15 protein-coding genes and 1 pseudogene are annotated in these 17,636 nt (G+C 40.6%); 11 read left to right on the top strand and 5 right to left on the bottom strand.

Annotation, left to right across the window (positions count from 1 at the left end; translation table 11 throughout):
* Positions 1 to 90 precede the first annotated feature (90 nt).
* Positions 91 to 2,673: a TonB-dependent receptor gene (locus KAN5_RS04865; protein ID WP_244390620.1), complete on the bottom strand. Its 2,583-nt coding sequence runs from the start codon at positions 2,671 to 2,673 to the stop codon at positions 91 to 93.
* A gap of 721 nt (positions 2,674 to 3,394) precedes the next feature.
* Entirely contained in the window at positions 3,395 to 3,817 is a 423-nt protein-coding gene (locus KAN5_RS04860) for a hypothetical protein (RefSeq protein WP_138553878.1), read from the bottom strand.
* Positions 3,818 to 4,159: 342 nt separating this feature from the next.
* Here KAN5_RS04860 and ccoN point away from each other — a divergent pair, with 342 nt between their 5' ends.
* From ccoN to ttcA, 11 genes are all read left to right on the top strand, one after another.
* Complete coding sequence (gene ccoN / locus KAN5_RS04855) at positions 4,160 to 5,593, top strand: cytochrome-c oxidase, cbb3-type subunit I (RefSeq protein WP_016707329.1); 1,434 nt, start codon at positions 4,160 to 4,162, stop codon at positions 5,591 to 5,593.
* A gap of 12 nt (positions 5,594 to 5,605) precedes the next feature.
* Positions 5,606 to 6,280 (top strand): cytochrome-c oxidase, cbb3-type subunit II, encoded by a 675-nt coding sequence (gene ccoO, locus KAN5_RS04850; protein WP_016707330.1) that lies wholly within the window; start codon positions 5,606 to 5,608, stop codon positions 6,278 to 6,280.
* A 5-nt stretch (positions 6,281 to 6,285) separates the two neighbouring features.
* Complete coding sequence (locus KAN5_RS04845) at positions 6,286 to 6,471, top strand: cbb3-type cytochrome c oxidase subunit 3 (RefSeq protein WP_016707331.1); 186 nt, start codon at positions 6,286 to 6,288, stop codon at positions 6,469 to 6,471.
* The gene (gene ccoP / locus KAN5_RS04840) at positions 6,468 to 7,433 is read left to right on the top strand and encodes a cytochrome-c oxidase, cbb3-type subunit III (RefSeq protein WP_138553877.1); all 966 of its coding nucleotides are present in this window, start codon (positions 6,468 to 6,470) and stop codon (positions 7,431 to 7,433) included. Before KAN5_RS04845 ends, ccoP begins: the two co-directional genes overlap by 4 nt.
* 148 nt (positions 7,434 to 7,581) lie before the next feature.
* Positions 7,582 to 8,073 carry a FixH family protein gene (locus KAN5_RS04835; protein ID WP_016707333.1) on the top strand — a complete coding sequence of 164 codons (492 nt, stop codon included), beginning with the start codon at positions 7,582 to 7,584 and terminating at the stop codon, positions 8,071 to 8,073.
* Between the two features lie 10 nt (positions 8,074 to 8,083).
* Positions 8,084 to 10,459, top strand: coding sequence for a heavy metal translocating P-type ATPase (locus tag KAN5_RS04830; RefSeq protein ID WP_244390619.1), 2,376 nt, complete (start codon positions 8,084 to 8,086; stop codon positions 10,457 to 10,459).
* The gene (gene ccoS / locus KAN5_RS04825) at positions 10,456 to 10,623 is read left to right on the top strand and encodes a cbb3-type cytochrome oxidase assembly protein CcoS (RefSeq protein WP_016707335.1); all 168 of its coding nucleotides are present in this window, start codon (positions 10,456 to 10,458) and stop codon (positions 10,621 to 10,623) included. Before KAN5_RS04830 ends, ccoS begins: the two co-directional genes overlap by 4 nt.
* Complete coding sequence (locus KAN5_RS04820; RefSeq protein ID WP_244390618.1) at positions 10,616 to 11,287, top strand: sulfite exporter TauE/SafE family protein; 672 nt, start codon at positions 10,616 to 10,618, stop codon at positions 11,285 to 11,287. The genes ccoS and KAN5_RS04820 overlap by 8 nt, the downstream gene beginning before the upstream one ends.
* 41 nt (positions 11,288 to 11,328) lie before the next feature.
* A complete protein-coding gene (locus KAN5_RS04815; RefSeq protein ID WP_016707337.1) occupies positions 11,329 to 12,063 on the top strand; it encodes an FNR family transcription factor in 735 nt (244 codons plus the stop codon).
* Positions 12,064 to 12,167: 104 nt separating this feature from the next.
* Complete coding sequence (uspE, locus tag KAN5_RS04810) at positions 12,168 to 13,091, top strand: universal stress protein UspE (protein WP_138553873.1); 924 nt, start codon at positions 12,168 to 12,170, stop codon at positions 13,089 to 13,091.
* 87 nt (positions 13,092 to 13,178) lie between these two features.
* Positions 13,179 to 14,084: a tRNA 2-thiocytidine(32) synthetase TtcA gene (gene ttcA, locus KAN5_RS04805; RefSeq protein ID WP_016707339.1), complete on the top strand. Its 906-nt coding sequence runs from the start codon at positions 13,179 to 13,181 to the stop codon at positions 14,082 to 14,084.
* Positions 14,085 to 14,149: 65 nt separating this feature from the next.
* On the opposite strand, the pseudogene secF reads toward ttcA, so the two are convergent.
* The 3 genes and pseudogenes from secF to KAN5_RS04790 all read right to left on the bottom strand — a co-directional run bounded on the left by secF (position 14,150) and on the right by KAN5_RS04790 (position 17,513).
* A pseudogene (gene secF, locus KAN5_RS04800) lies at positions 14,150 to 15,075 on the bottom strand (protein translocase subunit SecF).
* Entirely contained in the window at positions 15,072 to 16,916 is a 1,845-nt protein-coding gene (secD, locus tag KAN5_RS04795; protein ID WP_244390617.1) for a protein translocase subunit SecD, read from the bottom strand. The pseudogene secF and the gene secD overlap by 4 nt, the downstream one beginning before the upstream one ends.
* A 105-nt stretch (positions 16,917 to 17,021) precedes the next feature.
* Positions 17,022 to 17,513 (bottom strand): hypothetical protein, encoded by a 492-nt coding sequence (locus KAN5_RS04790; RefSeq protein WP_244390616.1) that lies wholly within the window; start codon positions 17,511 to 17,513, stop codon positions 17,022 to 17,024.
* Positions 17,514 to 17,636 lie beyond the last annotated feature (123 nt).

Genomic DNA, 17,636 nt, shown 5'->3' with positions numbered 1-17,636 from the left:
TACGTTTAGTTTACTGTTACACCTGTGTTTGTTCAATAAAAAAGGCCTAGTAAAAACTAGGCCTTAGAAAGAATCAAAGTCAGTTACTGATTAGAATTTAACATTCACACCAGCGAAGAAACGACGACCTAATGTATCGTACGAGTATGCATCTGTATTTGCATCAGTATAACCTGTGTAATAAGGCGGTTGCTTATCAAATAAGTTATTTACGCCAGCGTTTACAGAGACTGTGTCATTAATCATGTAAGAACCGCTAATGTCGCTGTATACAACATCTGGTGTAGATGGAGTGCTACATACGCTTGTCTCAGATAGACATGCATAGCTGTCCATTCCTGCAATATAGCGCATTTGGTACTGTGCATCCCAATTATCGCCAGCAACACCTACAGTTAGGTTTGACTTGATATCTGAGTAGCCACCTTCACCACCAGTAACTAAACCAGCATAATCAATTGTCGTATCAAGTACTTCAACGCTATATTCATCTAAGTATGTAACGTCTAAAGCTGTACGCCATGCTAAGCCTGCAGCATCAAATCGATATGCAAAGTTTACGTCATAACCTTTAGTGTTTTCTTTACCAATGTTTTGTAACTGGTTATTAAAGCTAATACGGCCAGTTTGTTGGTTAAAGTTAATGTTTGATGACTGACAAAGTGGTGAATCTTGGTTTTGATAACCACCCGTGTCTTCATTTAGACAGGTTTGCACTATGTATTGATTATTAACACTCGCAATCGCATTTTCGATTTCAATGTCGTAGTAATCAACAGTCATTGAGAAGCCATCAAACCACTCTGGTGCATATACAAAACCTAACGTTACTGTATCAGCTTCTTCAGGTGTTAACATGCTATTACCGCCAACGGTTACTTCAGCTTGGTCTTGCGCATTTGGGAATTCAACCTGCTCATATGAAGGAGAATCACCTTGATATAACTCAGAAACTGAAGGCGCACGGAATGCAGTTGAACGAACACCACGTAGCATTAGTTCATCATTTACACGCCAAGTTAAACCTAGTTTCCATGTTTCATCTGAACCAAATGTACTGTAGTCAAACGCACGTACAGCAACACTCAAATCAACATTTTCTGCTAAGAAAGCATCAGCAAGTAAAGGAACTGCAAGCTCTAAATACGCTTCATTAACGTCAAAACGACCACCAGTAGGCTCTACACGTGGGTCATTTGCAAGACCTTGTGATGTTAGTGAATCAGGAATGTACCATGCTTTTTCTTCACGACGCTCAACACCCGCAGCAAAAGCCATATAGCCTGCTGGTAATTCCATTACATCGCCAGTTAGTGCTGCTGAGATCATGAATAACTGGCTACCGCCTGAGTTATTTTCAGTATATATATATTGACCAAGGCTATCAGGCTTCCAAGAGTCTTGTGAAATTGGATCAAAAGTACCTGCTGTGATTGCGTCTTGGATTGAACCCATGTTGTGTAGGTTTGCAAGACGGTCAACAGAGTCATTACGACCAAATAGTACAGAGGTATCCCACTCCCAACCATTATCTAAGAAACCGTTTACACCGACAACTGAGCGAACAGTATCAACAACTTGAGAGAACTCACGAGGACCTGTATCAGTCATACGACGACCGTATGAAACTTCATCACCATAGTTCACACCTGAATCAACAAGTGAGCTATTCATGTTATCTGTGTAAGTGAAATCAAACCAGATTGGTTGTGATGCCATTTGCTGCTCTGACCAACGCTTAGAGTATGTAAACTCTGAATATAAACGTGTTTCATCAGTTATATCAAAATGACCAATACCTGTTAGGTTTAAACGTTTCATTGGTGTAAATAAGAAGCTATCTGGAGCAAAGTTATATGCATCTTGCTCATCAGTGTAGTTATGCCAACCACCACCTTCTTCACCTTGAAGGCTTAAATCACCTGACCATACATGGCCATTTGGCGTGTATGAAGAGCCACCACAGTATTTTTCGCCTTCATCTGTTTCATAGATTGCACACTTTGAAAAGTCACGATCACCTTGAGATGCTTCACCACGGTCAGTATATTGTAAACCGATTACAACATTACCACGGTCAAAAGAACCACCTAAAGTTAAATCAAATGATGTTTCTTCTGCATCACCTTCACCTGTGATAGCAGAGTTAAGGTTCATATCTAAACCTTCGAAATCATCTTTTAAGATAATGTTTACAACACCTGCAACCGCATCAGTACCATATACAGCTGAGGCGCCGTCTTTTAATACTTCAACTTGTTTGATCATTGATACTGGAATGGTATTTAAGTCAACAGTAGATGCTGCACCAGTACCTGATGCAATCATACGGCGGCCGTTTACAAGTACTAATGTACGCTGTGAACCAAGACCACGTAAGTCAACACTTGCATTACCACCAGAACCATTGTTGATACCTGGGTTTGTCATTGCGCCGCCAGTAGCGGTCATTTTTTGTAAAACGCTATCGATGCTGGTTGCACCCATTGCTTTAATATCATCTGCACCTATCAAAGTTACTGGGCTTGACGTTTCCATGTCTGTGCGTTTAATACGAGAACCCGTTACTTGGATTTTTTCGATTGATTGTGCTGCTTCATCTGCAGCTATAACACTTGTTGAGAACATCGGAATGGCTGCAAAAACAGCTAAACTAAGAATAGATTTTTTCATTTGAAACCCTACTTGTTGGAAAAATACCTTGCTCAGGTAGTGCTCGTTATTATTAGAATCACGAGTCAACGGAGGGCAACTTAGGTGGATTTAACTGAACGAAAACTGAATGCGTGGACAATAAATACCACAGCTATTTTAAACAAACCTTAACAAGGTACAAAAGTTAATGAATGTTTCATTGTTAACGACTTAATACTTTTTACATTCAACAAGATAGAGTAAATATAAAACATTTAAACCATGTATGCAACCAAACTGATTGAGTTTGTAATCATATGTAATTAAAGGGAATAAATACCTAAATCAGAAAATTTCACAACTTAATCACATCATTTTAGTATAACTGCAAAACTGAGTAAGAAATGCTAACCATACTTATGCAGAAACTTTGCGTATTTAAGCGATTGCTTGCCTCATTTATATCTTTATATGTAGATTTAATGCTATTCATTACAGCTTCACATATAAATAAAGTTGTCTAATGCGCTAGAAGAGAGCGGCTTGAAGATGCTTGGATTGATATGAGTATAAAGGAAAGAAAGGTTACTTTTATTACAGTAAAAACGAGTAAGATACTGTGAAGAATAGAGCTTAAGGAGCACACCAGACAGTTCTCTGCACTTAAAGTCTATAAGCATGCTTAGTTAACAGTGATATGGCGCAGGTCGCGTTACAGAATAATCAACCTGTTACGATAAAATGGCAGTTAAGGCTCAGGTCAATAAGTCACATCAAAGTAATAAAATATAGGCTCAGCGTGTTCTTGTTGATCTTTAAGCACTAGCACTAATTTCCACGTCATGTTTCGCTCAGCACATATACCAACCATGGTATTCGCTACTAATATATCCTCACGAGATTCAAATAAAACGGGAATAAAGCCCATATACATTGTTACGCCCTCGAGCTTCGCACTGTGCACTGTAAAACCATTCGGTACTGACAAGTGAATTTCAAAAGGTGTTTCTGGTGTTATATTTGGTTCTGGTAACCAAACCTTTACCTGATCCTTATAATGGCATAATTGGTTACTTTCACAGCTTGCGGCTTGGCTTTGCTCTTCTATACTTATTGTTTGCGAATCACATGCTATTAATAACTTTAGTACACTTAAAAACACAATTAACAATTTAATTGGCATAGCATTCCTTGAGGAAAATAACAGCGGATACTAATCAGCGTACCGTTAAAATACAACCATTGCGCAGAATTAATACGCAAATGTATAAGAAAGTGTGTCAAAAATAGCCAACTGCGTGAGAAAAATTGATTGATGTCATAATTTTATGCAATTGACCTATCTTTTTTAGGTCAAAAAATTTATCATTTCCCTGCAAATATAAGGGTTTCTCGAGTTTGTTTTCTGAAGCAGTCAAGGCTTTGAGGGTTTTTGATAACATACTTGTGAATAATAGTAGGCCCCACTTTTTATATAAGTGGGTAATTCATTTCTAAACGCATAAATTGCAGCGGAAGCCAGAAAATGAGCCAAACAGTAGCATCACAAACTGAGTACAACTATAAGGTTGTACGCCAATTCGCTATTATGACAGTGATTTGGGGCATCGTTGGCATGAGTATTGGGGTTCTGATTGCTGCCCAATTAGCTTGGCCAGCACTTAACTTTGATACACCATGGTTAACTTACTCTCGACTTCGTCCGTTACACACGAACGCAGTTATTTTCGCATTTGGTACAAGTGCACTTTTTGCTACGTCGTATTACGTCGTACAACGTACCTGCCAAACGCGCCTTCTCTCAGATAAATTAGCAGCCTTTACATTTTGGGGCTGGCAATTAGTTATCGTACTTGCGGTTATCACACTGCCTTTAGGTATTACCAGCTCAAAAGAATACGCAGAACTTGAGTGGCCAATCGATATATTAATTGCGGTGGTATGGGTTACCTACGCAGTCGTATTCATGGGTACAATTGCAAAACGTAAAGTATCACATATTTATGTAGCAAATTGGTTCTATGCGGGCTTTATTATTACAGTAGCTGTACTACACATTGTTAATAGTATGGCTGTTCCAGTTTCACTTACTAAATCATATTCTATTTACGCGGGTGCGGTAGATGCAATGGTGCAGTGGTGGTATGGACATAACGCTGTAGGTTTCTTATTAACAGCAGGCTTCTTAGGTATGATGTATTACTTTGTACCAAAACAAGCAGGCCGTCCGGTTTATTCATACCGTTTATCAGTGGTTCACTTTTGGGCATTGGTTTCTCTTTATATTTGGGCCGGTCCTCACCACTTACACTACACTGCACTTCCTGACTGGACACAAAGTTTAGGCATGGTTATGTCTATTATCTTATTTGTTCCTTCATGGGGCGGTATGATCAACGGTATCATGACGCTATCAGGCGCATGGCACAAGTTACGTACTGATCCAGTATTGCGTTTCTTAGTGGTGTCATTATCTTTCTATGGTATGTCTACCTTCGAAGGTCCGATGATGGCAATCAAATCTGTAAATGCCCTCTCTCACTACACTGATTGGACAGTGGGACACGTTCACTCTGGTGCACTAGGTTGGGTTGCGATGATTTCTATCGGCGCGATTTATCACCTCATCCCTGCGTTATTCTCGCAAGGTCGTATGTACAGCGTGAAACTTGTTAATACACACTTCTGGTTACATACCGTAGGTGTTGTACTTTATATTGTTGCAATGTGGATCTCAGGTGTTATGCAAGGCCTAATGTGGCGTGCAGTGAACGCTGACGGTACATTAATGTATAGCTTTGTACAGTCGCTACAAGCATCTCATCCTTTCTATGTTATGCGCTTCTTAGGTGGTGTATTCATTGTCGCTGGTATGCTCGTTATGGCTTATAACGTGTACCGTACAATTTCTGCGAAAAATGATTCGTTGAAGTTAGACGCGCAAGCACAGTTAGCATAACGGAGTGAGATGATGAGCAATAAAAATTCACAAAACAAACACGAAATAGTCGAAAAGAATATCGGCCTAATGGCTATCTTGACGGTTTTTGCTATCAGTTTTGGTGCCCTAGTAGAGATCACTCCACTAATGTTCCAAGACGATACAACAAAGCCTGTAGATGGCTTACGTCCACTTAATGCACTTGAAATGGAAGGCCGCGACATCTATGTACGTGAAGGATGTTATAACTGTCACTCACAGATGATCCGCCCATTCCGTGACGAAGTTGAACGTTATGGCCACTATTCAGTCGCTGGTGAGTCAGTATGGGATCACCCATTCCAATGGGGTTCTAAACGTACTGGTCCTGACCTAGCTCGTGTTGGTAAACGTTACTCGGACGACTGGCATTATGCTCACTTAGTTGACCCACGTGCAGTGGTTCCTGAGTCAAATATGCCAGGCTTTCCTTGGTTAGCAGAGAATCGCGTTGATACTAGCCTGACTCTGAAAAAACTTAAAATTTTCCGTGATACATTCGCCATCAACCCGCAAAACCCGGCACATCCGGGATTAGGTTACGGTAGTGATGAAGAACTAATCGCTGATGTTGCCAAAGTTGACGCAATGAACGATGGTAAAGGAGCAACAGAAATGCAAGCTCTTATCGCCTACTTGCAACAACTTGGCACACACTTGAAGTAATAATTATGGATTACGGAACATACAGAGGCATTTTAACTCTGGTAATTTTAGTACTATTTATTGTCATTGTTGTGTGGGCGTACAGTAAGCGTAGTAAAACACGTTTTAAAGACGCTGCAAATGCCATCTTTGAAGATGAAGAGAAGCATAACAAGACAATCTCTAACGAGGAAAAGGGGTCTGAGAAATGACTAGCTTTTGGAGTATATGGGTTATTGTATTAACCCTATCATGTCTTATCATTTTGTTTGGTTTGCTAGTTTGGAACTTAAAAAACTACGCAGGCGTTGAAGAAGGTGAAAGCTGTGGGCATGAATTTGATGGTATTGAAGAACTAAACAACCCACTGCCAAAGTGGTGGACCTACATGTTCTTTGCAACATTCGCATGGTCAGTTTACTACTTAGCGGCATACCCAGGTTTAGGTAACTGGGAAGGTCTTGGTAAGTGGACCAGTTCTAACCAAGGTATTACATCTCTTGCAGAATCTAAACAAGCTGTTGAAGATGCACACGCAGAAGGTCGCTTTGTAAAACTGGATGCTGAATATCGCGCTGCCGACGAACGTTTTGGTCCAATTTTTTCGGCTTTTGCTGAGCAAGATATCGAAACACTTGCAACTGATGAAAAAGCACTGGAAATTGGGCAGCGTTTATTTGCGCAAAACTGTTCACAGTGCCATGGCTCAGATGCACGTGGTGGTCAAGGCTTCCCTAACCTAACTGATAAAGATTGGTTATATGGCGGCACACCAGACAAAATCAAAGAAACGTTATTACACGGTCGTATTGCTGCGATGCCACCTTGGGGTGCTGCATTAGGTGAGCAAGGTGTGAAAGAAATGACCGCTCACGTATTAAGCTTATCTGGGCGTACTGTTAACCAAAAAGACGCCGCAGCCGGTGCAGCTAAGTTTGCAATGTGTGCAGCGTGTCATGGTGCGGATGGTAAAGGTTCTGTAGCACATAACCTACCGTTTGGCGCACCAGATTTAACGGATAACATCTGGCTATATGGTGGTTCTCAACGTGCTGTTGAAGAAACTATTGTAAACGGCCGTGCTGGTGTAATGCCTGCATGGAAAGACATTTTAGGTGAAGAAAAAGTCCACCTATTAACAGCGTATGTGTATAGTTTATCTCAAGATAAATAAGCAAAACGTTAATTAAATGTTTATAGTTTAATCTTTTAATTCAATAGATTAATTAAGATCAAAAAAGCCTCCATCTGGAGGCTTTTTTTTAGTCTTTTCAATTTAAATCCTATAAAATGTCTGCACCGAAAACAAATTAAGCGTATTTATGACTCCTACTCCGTGGTATAAAAATTTCTGGCCTTGGTTTTTAATCTTTTTTCCGCTAGTTGCCATCGTTGGTTGTATTTCTCTATTCATTACAGCAATCGGTAATGGCCCTGATATGGTCGTGGATGATTACTATAAAAAAGGCAAAGCGATTAACTTAGAATTAAGTAAATTCGACAAAGCCAAAGCGCTTTATTTACACGGTGAATTAAAAGTAGAAGCGGATAAAATTAGCTTTAAGTTTAATAAAGGCGACACTAGCAATATCCACTCATTAAAGCTGTCATTTTATCATCGTACAATTGAAGATCATGACTTTAGTACGCATTTGACGCCAAATGCCAATGGTGAATTTACCGCTATTGTTGAGCCCTATATCAACGGCACTTATACAGTTTTTATTGAGCCAACTGATGGTAGCTGGAAACTAAAAGAGAACATCACTTTGCCAAGTGAGCAAAGTATTGCCGTAAGCCCTGAGTATAAGTAGTCACCCTATCATGTCCAATAACTGCTTTCACTGCCTTGAAAGTGTACCCGCAGGTTTTAGCGCTACGGTTGTTATAGACGGTAGTGCAGAGCCTATGTGTTGCATTGGCTGTCAAACCGTTGCCGAGACAATTGTCGCTCAAGGCATGACCGATTATTATAAATTTAGAACAGTCACTGCGGGTAAAGTTGAACAACTAGTCCCGGAACAACTTGAACTGATCAAAAGTTATGATAATGAAGATATTCAAGATGAATTTATAAGTCAAAATGGCGATATCAGTGAAGTATTACTGACCGTCGAAGGTATCACCTGTGCTGCGTGTGCGTGGCTAATTGAAAAGCAGCTGCTGAATATGGCCGCTGTAAAACGAGTAGACGTAAACACTTCGACCAATCGCGCCATGATTCAGTGGCATAAAAATGCTTTACCGCTGAGTGATATAATCAAAGCATTGCTAGAAATAGGTTATAAAGCATACCCTTTCCAAGCCGACCTAGAAGCAAGCCAAAAACAACTCGTTGCAAAAGCCTACATACGTAGACTCGGCGTGGCAGGCTTAATGACCATGCAAGTAATGATGTTCGCCTTTGCCATGTACTTTGGAATGTTTTCTGGCATGGAAGAAAACTTTGAGCAGTATTTTCGCTGGATCAGCCTAATACTCGCCTCCCCTGTTATTTTATACAGCGCAATGCCTTTCTTAACAAATGCTATAAATGGACTCAAAGCTAAACAGCTCAACATGGATTTACCGGTGTCATTGGCTATCTTTGGGGCATATGCAGCCAGCAGCTATGCCACAATAATGGCCGTAGGCGAAGTCTATTTTGAATCAATTTGTATGTTTACCTTTTTACTTCTACTGGGTAAATATTTAGAGTTTCGTGCACGGCTTAAAGCCAGCGAATTTACTGCAAACTTACAAAAATTATTACCGCTTACAGCACGTAAACTGGATGAAAATGGCCAAGAGCATATTATTGCGGCTAAAAAGTTAAAACTCGATGACCGAGTCTTGATCAAAGCGGGTGAAACCATTCCAGCTGATGGCATTGTCTGTTCAGGCAATACAACGGTAGACGAATCAATGATGACTGGCGAGCATTTACCCGTTAACAAATACATCGAACATCAAGTGTTTGCAGGTACTGTGAACCATGACGGTGTGATTGAAATTCGCATCAACAAGATTGGCCAAAATACACTTTTAAATCAAATAATAAAACTACAGCACGGTGCACTGGCTACCCGTCCTAAATTAGTAGAGATTACCGACAAAGTTGCGCAATGGTTTGTTGCCTGCTTGCTGGTATTTGCATCTATTACTGCAATTGGCTGGTATCAAGTTGACCCTGAGCATGCTTTTTGGATCACCATAGCAGTACTTGTAGCAACCTGCCCTTGCGCATTAAGCTTAGCTATCCCAACGGCGTTAACCTGCGCGGTGGCAACCTTAACCCGCAAAGGCATACTCATTAAGCAATCTCATGTACTTGAGACTTTGCCACAACTAACCCGCGTTGCCTTTGATAAAACAGGCACTTTGACACAGGGGCGTTTTACCCTTGATGCGGTGGATTTATTAGCAGACACCTTGTCAAAAAAACAAATTTTAACCTTAGCTGCGCAACTGGAGAGTTACTCAGAGCACCCGATAGCTAGCGCATTCACTGAGTTTACACCGAATCAACGCCATTTAACGAATATAACCATCCACCCGGGCCTTGGCATCACTGGTAGTGATGACACCCACCATTATGCGGTGGGCAAAAGCGGCTGGTTCAACAGCAAGAAAAGTAATGCTCAAGCCACGTTTTATATTGATCAACAGCCGGTTGCTAACTTTTATTTTGTTGATGAAGTAAAAAGCAATGCCGCACAGTTGATCCGCTCTTTACAGCAGCAAGGCTTAAGCTGCCATATGTTAACTGGCGATGCGTCAACCGCAGGGCAACAAATTGCTAAAAAGCTTGCGCTTGATAGCTATAAAATAAGCTGTTTACCAGAGGATAAACAAAGCGAAGTACAGCGCTGGTCTCGTGAAGGTGAAATTGTTGCCATGGTTGGTGATGGCGTTAACGATAGCCCGGTTTTCAACAGTGCACATTTATCTATTGCGATGGAGACAGGTGCTGATATTTCCAAAAATACTGCCGATGTGGTATTACTCAACAGTGATTTAGCCGCAATTGACCATTTAATAACGGTATCGAAAAAAACGCGCCGCATTATAAAGCAAAACTTAGCGTTGTCGTTGTTCTATAATGGCTCTATCTTACCGCTTGCAGCGTTAGGACTTGTTGCCCCATGGATGGCCGTTATCGGCATGTCTGCAAGCTCCATTATTGTGATCAGTAACTCACTGAGGTTATTAAAGTTATGAGTATCATTTATATTCTAATCCCCATCGCGATATTGTTTGTATTGATTGCAATCGGGGTATTCTTTTGGGCTGTTCGTGGAGAACAGTTTTCTGATTTAAACAAGCAAGGTCATAGTATTTTGTTTGAAGACGACAAAGAGCAACACAAAAAAAGTAATGATTGATCCGTTATTCGTCAGCGCATTCATTATGGGGTTAATTGGCAGTGGCCACTGCATTGCGATGTGCGGCGGTATTGCCAGCTCTTTACAATTAGCAACCGATAAAAGCCGGCCATTACAATACTCGATTGCGTATAATATTGGCCGCGCTGGCAGCTATATGTTTGCAGGTGCGCTCGTTGCTGGGATCAGCAGCCATTTCGCCACGCAAAACCATTTGCTGGCGTTAACGTTAGCCTTGTTAAGCGGCCTATTTATGATCTTAGTTGGCTTATATATCATGCGCTTAGGCGCAAGCTTACAATGGCTTGAATCATTAGGTAAAACACTAATATGGCAGCATTTAGTTAAACTTAACCGCTTTATAATGCCGATTAACTCATTACCTAAAGCAATGGCGTATGGTGCTTTATGGGGGTGGTTACCCTGTGGTTTAGTGTATTCAGCATTAACTTGGGCAATGACCAGTAGCAACGCTTATGATGGCGCTTTAGTCATGCTATTTTTTGCTCTAGGCACTTTTCCTGCCATGTTAAGTATGGGAATGGGAGCACAAGTGCTCCATAAACTATTAAATCACCCTTGGGCACGAATAGCACTTGGCAGCATACTGATCTGGTATGGTATTTATTTACTTATCATTGCAACTGACAAGCTGGTGCATTAATCTTAACAAATTGATGTGACAACATTTTACGGACTGAACTAATGGATTTATCTCATAACAAAACCAAAAACAATTGTACTATCAGCTGTAATGACTGCAGTATTAGCCAATTATGCTTGCCTTTTACCCTTAATGGTCAAGAAATGGATAAACTGGATGAAATCATCGAGCGTAAAAAACCGCTTCATAAAGGTGACTTTCTATTTGAGTCGGGTGCCCCATTAAATGCTATTTTTGCAGTTCGTTCTGGTTCATTTAAATCATATACTCTCTCTGAGCAAGGTGATGAACAAATCACCGGCTTTCACCTAGCGGGTGACTTAATTGGCTTTGATGCAATAAATAAAATGACTCATCAAAGTTTTTCACAAGCACTTGAAACCTCGATGGTATGTGAAATTCCATTTGATACCTTAGATGAACTGTCTGGTAAATTGCCGAAATTACGCCAACAAATAATGCGTTTGATGAGCAGTGAGATTAACTATGATCAAGAAATGTTTTTAGCACTCAATAAAAAATCGGCTGAAGAGCGTTTAGCAAGCTTCATTCATAATTTATCAAATCGGTTTGGTGAGCGTGGCTTTTCGCGTAAGGAATTTCGCTTTACCATGACCCGTGGTGAAATTGGCAATTACCTTGGCTTAACGGTTGAAACAATTAGCCGCTTATTAAGCCGTTTTCAAAAAGCTGAGCTGATCAAAGTAGAAGGTAAATTTATAACTATTTTAGATAGTGAAGGTTTATCTGCAGCAGCGGCAATTCACCCCAAATAAATTGATCTAGCGTAACATATGCTTCGCTGTTACTTTAACTACTCATGAAATGCGTTACACTGTAAGTATTATGTAGACATAGAATGTAGTTAAAGGAGCAGCTTATGAACACTATCAAACAGATCCTCGCTATTATCGATCCAACCGCTGACTCGCAGCATGGTTTATCTCGTTCTATTGAACTTGCTAAAAAATCAGGTGCCAGTATCACCGCCTTTATGAGTATTTATGATTTCTCATATGAAATGACCACCATGCTCTCGGCCGATGAACGCGAAGCAATGCGTAACGCCGTCGTAAAAGATCGCCAATTATGGTTAGATGAAATTTTAACACAGTATCCAGAGGTTAAAATCTGCAGCCGAGTTGTGTGGCATAACCGCGCATATGAAGCGATCATAGATACTGTTATCAATGAACAATTTGATTTGGTTGTTAAAGGCACCCACCAGCACGACACTTTAAAGTCCGTTATTTTTACGCCAACTGACTGGCATTTAATTCGTAAATGCCCAGCACCAGTATTACTCGTCAAAGAGCAAGCATGGCCTGCACAAGGAAATATTTTAGCCGCAGTAAATGCCGTCAGTGAAAACCAACAGCACCTTGATTTAAATCACCGTATTATTAAAGATGCACAATTTCTATGCGAGCTTGCTAACGCCAGTTTAAATCTCGTCAACGCCTACCCTGCTACACCTGTGAATATCGCTATTGAAATTCCAGAATTTAATCCCAGCGTCTACAATGAATCGGTTAAGAAACACCATATAGAATCAACCCAAGCATTAGCAGCTAAACATCAAATTAGTCAGCAACACTGTGTTATTGAAGAAGGTTTACCCGAAGATGTGATCCCAGATGTTGCTAAGCGGCTAAACAGCGAGCTAGTTGTTATTGGCACTGTTGGTCGCACAGGCTTAAGTGCGGCTTTAGTTGGCAATACCGCAGAGCATGTAATTGACAGCCTAGATTGCGATGTATTGGCGCTCAAACCCGATGGTTATGTTTCTCCATTGGCAAAATAAATTAGCCAATAAATAAGTTTTGAGCATTGCCACTTTCAGCATATAATACGCCCCTTTATTTTACGCATAGTATTTCAAGGGGGCGTAATGTCGCATTCTGTTCAAGCCAAAGCTCAATATAACTTCAATAAGTTACAAAAGCGCTTACGTCGTCTAACTGGTCAAGCCGTTATGGACTTCAACATGATTGAAGAAGGCGACCGTATCATGGTGTGCTTGTCAGGAGGCAAAGACAGTTACACTCTATTAGATATGCTGCAGCATTTGCAACGTGTTGCACCTATAAAGTTTTCCCTCTTTGCTGTTAATTTAGATCAAAAACAACCAGGCTTCCCTGAGCATGTATTGCCTGAGTATTTAGATACCCTGGGTATTGAATACAAAATTGTCGAAGAAGATACCTACAGTATAGTGACAGACATTATTCCCGAAGGAAAAACAACATGCTCGCTATGCTCTCGCTTACGCCGTGGTATTTTATACCGTACTGCTAAAGAGCTAGGAGCGACAAAAATTGCATTGGGTCATCATCGTGACGATATGATTGAAACGCTATTTTTAAACATGTTTTATGGCGGTAAACTAAAAAGTATGCCTGCTAAACTAATGAGTGATAATGGTGAGCATATGGTTATTCGCCCATTAGCGTACTGTAAAGAAACCGATATTGAAAAATATGCCATTCATCAAGCTTACCCTATTATTCCCTGTAACTTATGTGGCTCGCAGGAAAATTTACAGCGTAAACATACCAAGGCAATGCTTGCGCAGTGGAATAAAGAACACCCAGGTCGTATTGAAAGCATTTTCACCGCGATGCAAAATGTAGTGCCATCACATTTAGCCGATAATCAATTATTCGACTTTGCTAACTTAACAACTGGTGAAGTGATTGACGGTGGTGATATTGCCATGGATAAACCTGACATTCCAAAGCAACCTATCAATAGCAATGAAGACGTTGCTGATGTGGTGACTATTAATTTAAGTTAACAAATTTACTTGTTAAGCAAAATGCCGCATTCATTGCGGCATTTTTATTAGTATCATGCGGATCGTTACGGCATATCCATTAACGCTTGGCTTTGTTCGTCCACTTTAACTTGATAGTTCTCATGCTTTAAACCAAGTAACTGTGGTAGCGTTGCCGCAATACAGATGGATGACAAGGTCCCTACCACAATTCCCGTAAACAAAGCGATAGAAAACCCCTGTAATGGCGCACCAGCGAGTAACCAGACACTCGCAACTGTCGCTAATGTAGTACCTGAAGTGATCAAAGTACGCGTTAAAGTACTTTTAATTGATTCATCAATCACAGTGTTAACGCTTGCGAGTTGTTTATTAGTATCCAAGCGTAGCAATTCACGCACTCGGTCTGCGACAATAATAGAATCATTTAATGAGTAACCAATAATTGCCAGCAAACTTGCCAATACCGTTAAATTAAAATCAAGCTGCAACCACGAAAATAAGCCTACCACTATGATCACGTCATGCAGTAAAGCTATTACCGCCCCCAGCGCCAAACGCCATTCAAACCTAAGTGCTAAGTAAATCATTACAGCAACCATTGCTGCAAATAATGCTAAACACCCTTGATCGAATAATTCATCTCCCACTTGTGAACCTAAATAAGATGATGACACAACTTCAACACCCAACGACTCATCTTCAGTTAAACTTGTGATCCAGCCTGAGTTTTTTACTTGCTCAGCTTCTCTTAATTGAAAGTGTTGGCTTGATTGCGCGGTGAGAATAAAATCACCGTCATGATAAATACTCAATTTCTCAGTAAGTTCACTTTGGTTAATTGGCACTGAGGTCGTAAACTCAGTTAAATACCCCCGGTAAAATCAAGGCCAAAATTCAAGCCTTTTGATGTTATTCCTATTACTGAGAAAATGATTAAAAACAGAGATAAAAATAAACCAGATAAACGTAAGCGCGTTATTGTGCTCTTTTTTTCAGTTACTTTACTCATGCATTTACTCCACGTTTGTTTGCCAATTTTAAATACACGGTTTGGCTCAATGCCTTTGAAACATACACGCCGGTAAACACACTGGTTACAAGCCCAAGCGCAAGCGTAATAGCAAACCCTTTTACTGGCCCATAGCCAATGCCATATAAAATGACGGCAGTGATCATCGTGGTAATGTTAGCGTCAAAAATGGTGCTAAATGCTTGTTTATAGCCCTGCTCTATAGCTTGATAGGGCGCACGGCCTTTACGTCGCTCTTCTTTGATACGCTCAAATATAATGACATTAGTATCAACCGCCATGCCAATTGTTAGTACCAGCCCTGCAATCCCAGGTAAAGTGAGCACAACACCAGGCAGCAATGACATTAAACCAACCAAAGCCGTTAAATTTAATAATAAGGCTATATTCGCCACTAACCCTAAGCGCCGATACCACAAAGCCATAAATGCCAATGTGATACCCATTCCTAGCATTAAAGCAGCTAACCCATTATTTATATTATCAGCGCCTAAGCTTGGGCCAATGGTTTGTTCTTGCACTATGGTTACTGGTGCGGTTAGTGAACCAGCACGCAGTAATAATGCTAAATCTTGTGCCGCTTGCGGGCTTTGCATATTTGTAATACTAAATTGACTACTTAAATGCTGAGCAATATTTGCTACATTAATAACTTCACTTTTTTTAACCACTTTTCCTTGGTCATTTTTGTAATATTCAGAATACACTGTCGCCATAGGCTTGCCGATATTACGCTTGGAAAACGCCGACATCGCTTCGCCACCTTGGCTATCAAGGCTCAGTTGTACCAGAGGCTTACCCCACTCATCGCGCCCAGCATGCGCATTATTAATATGTTGGCCTGAAAAGATAGCAATTGGATCTAAGCTGATGGTGCCCCCATTTTGTAGGGCAAAGGACTTGCCGCCATATTCTTTAAGTTGATGGAAATCAAGGGATGCCGTAGCACCAATGATCCGTTTTGCAGCTGCGGGATCTTGTACACCGGGTAGTTCAATACGAATACGCTGTTTACCTTGGCGCTGGGTTACCGCTTCCGTAATGCCTAACTCTTCAATACGACCACGCAACGTCGTCAACGTTTGACTCATCACTTCTTTAGTAAACTCACCACTGCCTTGCTCACTAAAACTAAATGCCACTGTTGTTAACTTACCTTGCGTATGCACCGTTGGAGCTAAACGCTGAAAACGTTTTAAAACTTGCGTCTGCACTGTAAGCAATTGATCTTTTGCAGCTGGTAATGCATGTAATTCAAATCCTTGCGCATTTTGTTGCACACGGACCCCTCTGGCTTTTTCATCACGAATTATCGTTTTTGTTTGCTCATAAGCGCTATCCAGCTGCTCTTGTTGCGCTTTGACTAAATCAACATCTAATACAAACAACACCCCACCATTGAGATCCAGCCCCAACTTTATAGGTGCTAAACCTAAACTTTGTAACCAATCTGGACTTGTTTGATGCGTCACTATTTTTACATTCAACTGCGTAAATTCACTTTTTAACGTTTGCTGAGCTGCGGCGCTTTTTGTCGGCTCGTGGAGTAACACATTTAATGACGATTGCTGTTGAGACGATTGCATAGACTGTTCAACAGTAAAACCGTGTTGATTTAAAAAATCGACCACACTTTTTTGCGTGTCAATTGCTAATAACTCAGCGTTAACTTGTTGTTGTGCTGTCACATGCAACCAGGACTTTGCAGGGTATAAATTTGGTAAGGCGCTAATAGCCAGCAATATCAGTGCTACAAGCATAGCTAGATAGCTTATTTTAAAACGCTGAAACAGCGGTTTTTTTGATGATTTTTTTAACATACTTCTTCCTTAAGCCTATAAAAGCATAGGCTTCACGCCAAAATTGGCGTCGTTATTTTTTGCTTTAGCGAAATCACTAAAACAGCGAAAAATTAACGAGAAGAATTAACTGTGGTAGGTAACAACAGCTCGGTATTGTAAATTTGCGTCTTTCCAACCACTCAAACGAGACTTCTTACCTTCATAACACACAAACCAAGGTAACGTTATTGCCGGTTCAAGAGGCTGTAAATAAAGTTGCCGCGCAAGACTTGGCACAAAAAACTCAAAGATAGTCACATAATTTGGCTCTACTTGAGTATGATATAAAAATAATGACGAGTTGCTAACGGTTAAACGTGGTTGCAATGATTCAAAGCCTGCACCTTCAGAGGGTTGCTCATCCGCCGCACTCTTTTTAGTAAAAGGCGTGGTATCTGACGTTGAATTGTCAAATATCTTTACCGCTAACTGACTCAAATCTGCTTGTATCAGCGGCTGAAAAGTAACAATAGGCTGACTCAGTTCAACTTTAGTGCTGCTCGCAGCAGTTGCCTGCACACTAAAAAGTGCAGCAAACATCAGTAACACAGCGAAGACTAAGCGAAAACGAATCATTTTATTATCTAGCTAGAATATTAATACTATTATTGGGTGCATTTTAATTATTTCAATAGCGTTTTACTATTTAAAAAATCATGCCGCCGTTTAATACCAATCGACTTAAATACTTAACACGAT

This window comes from Pseudoalteromonas sp. KAN5 (assembly GCF_022846535.1).
GTDB classification, from domain to species: Bacteria; Pseudomonadota; Gammaproteobacteria; order Enterobacterales; family Alteromonadaceae; genus Pseudoalteromonas; species Pseudoalteromonas haloplanktis.
The sequence above is the reverse complement of the archived record's forward strand: the minus strand, read 5'-3'. Positions and strand labels throughout refer to the sequence as shown.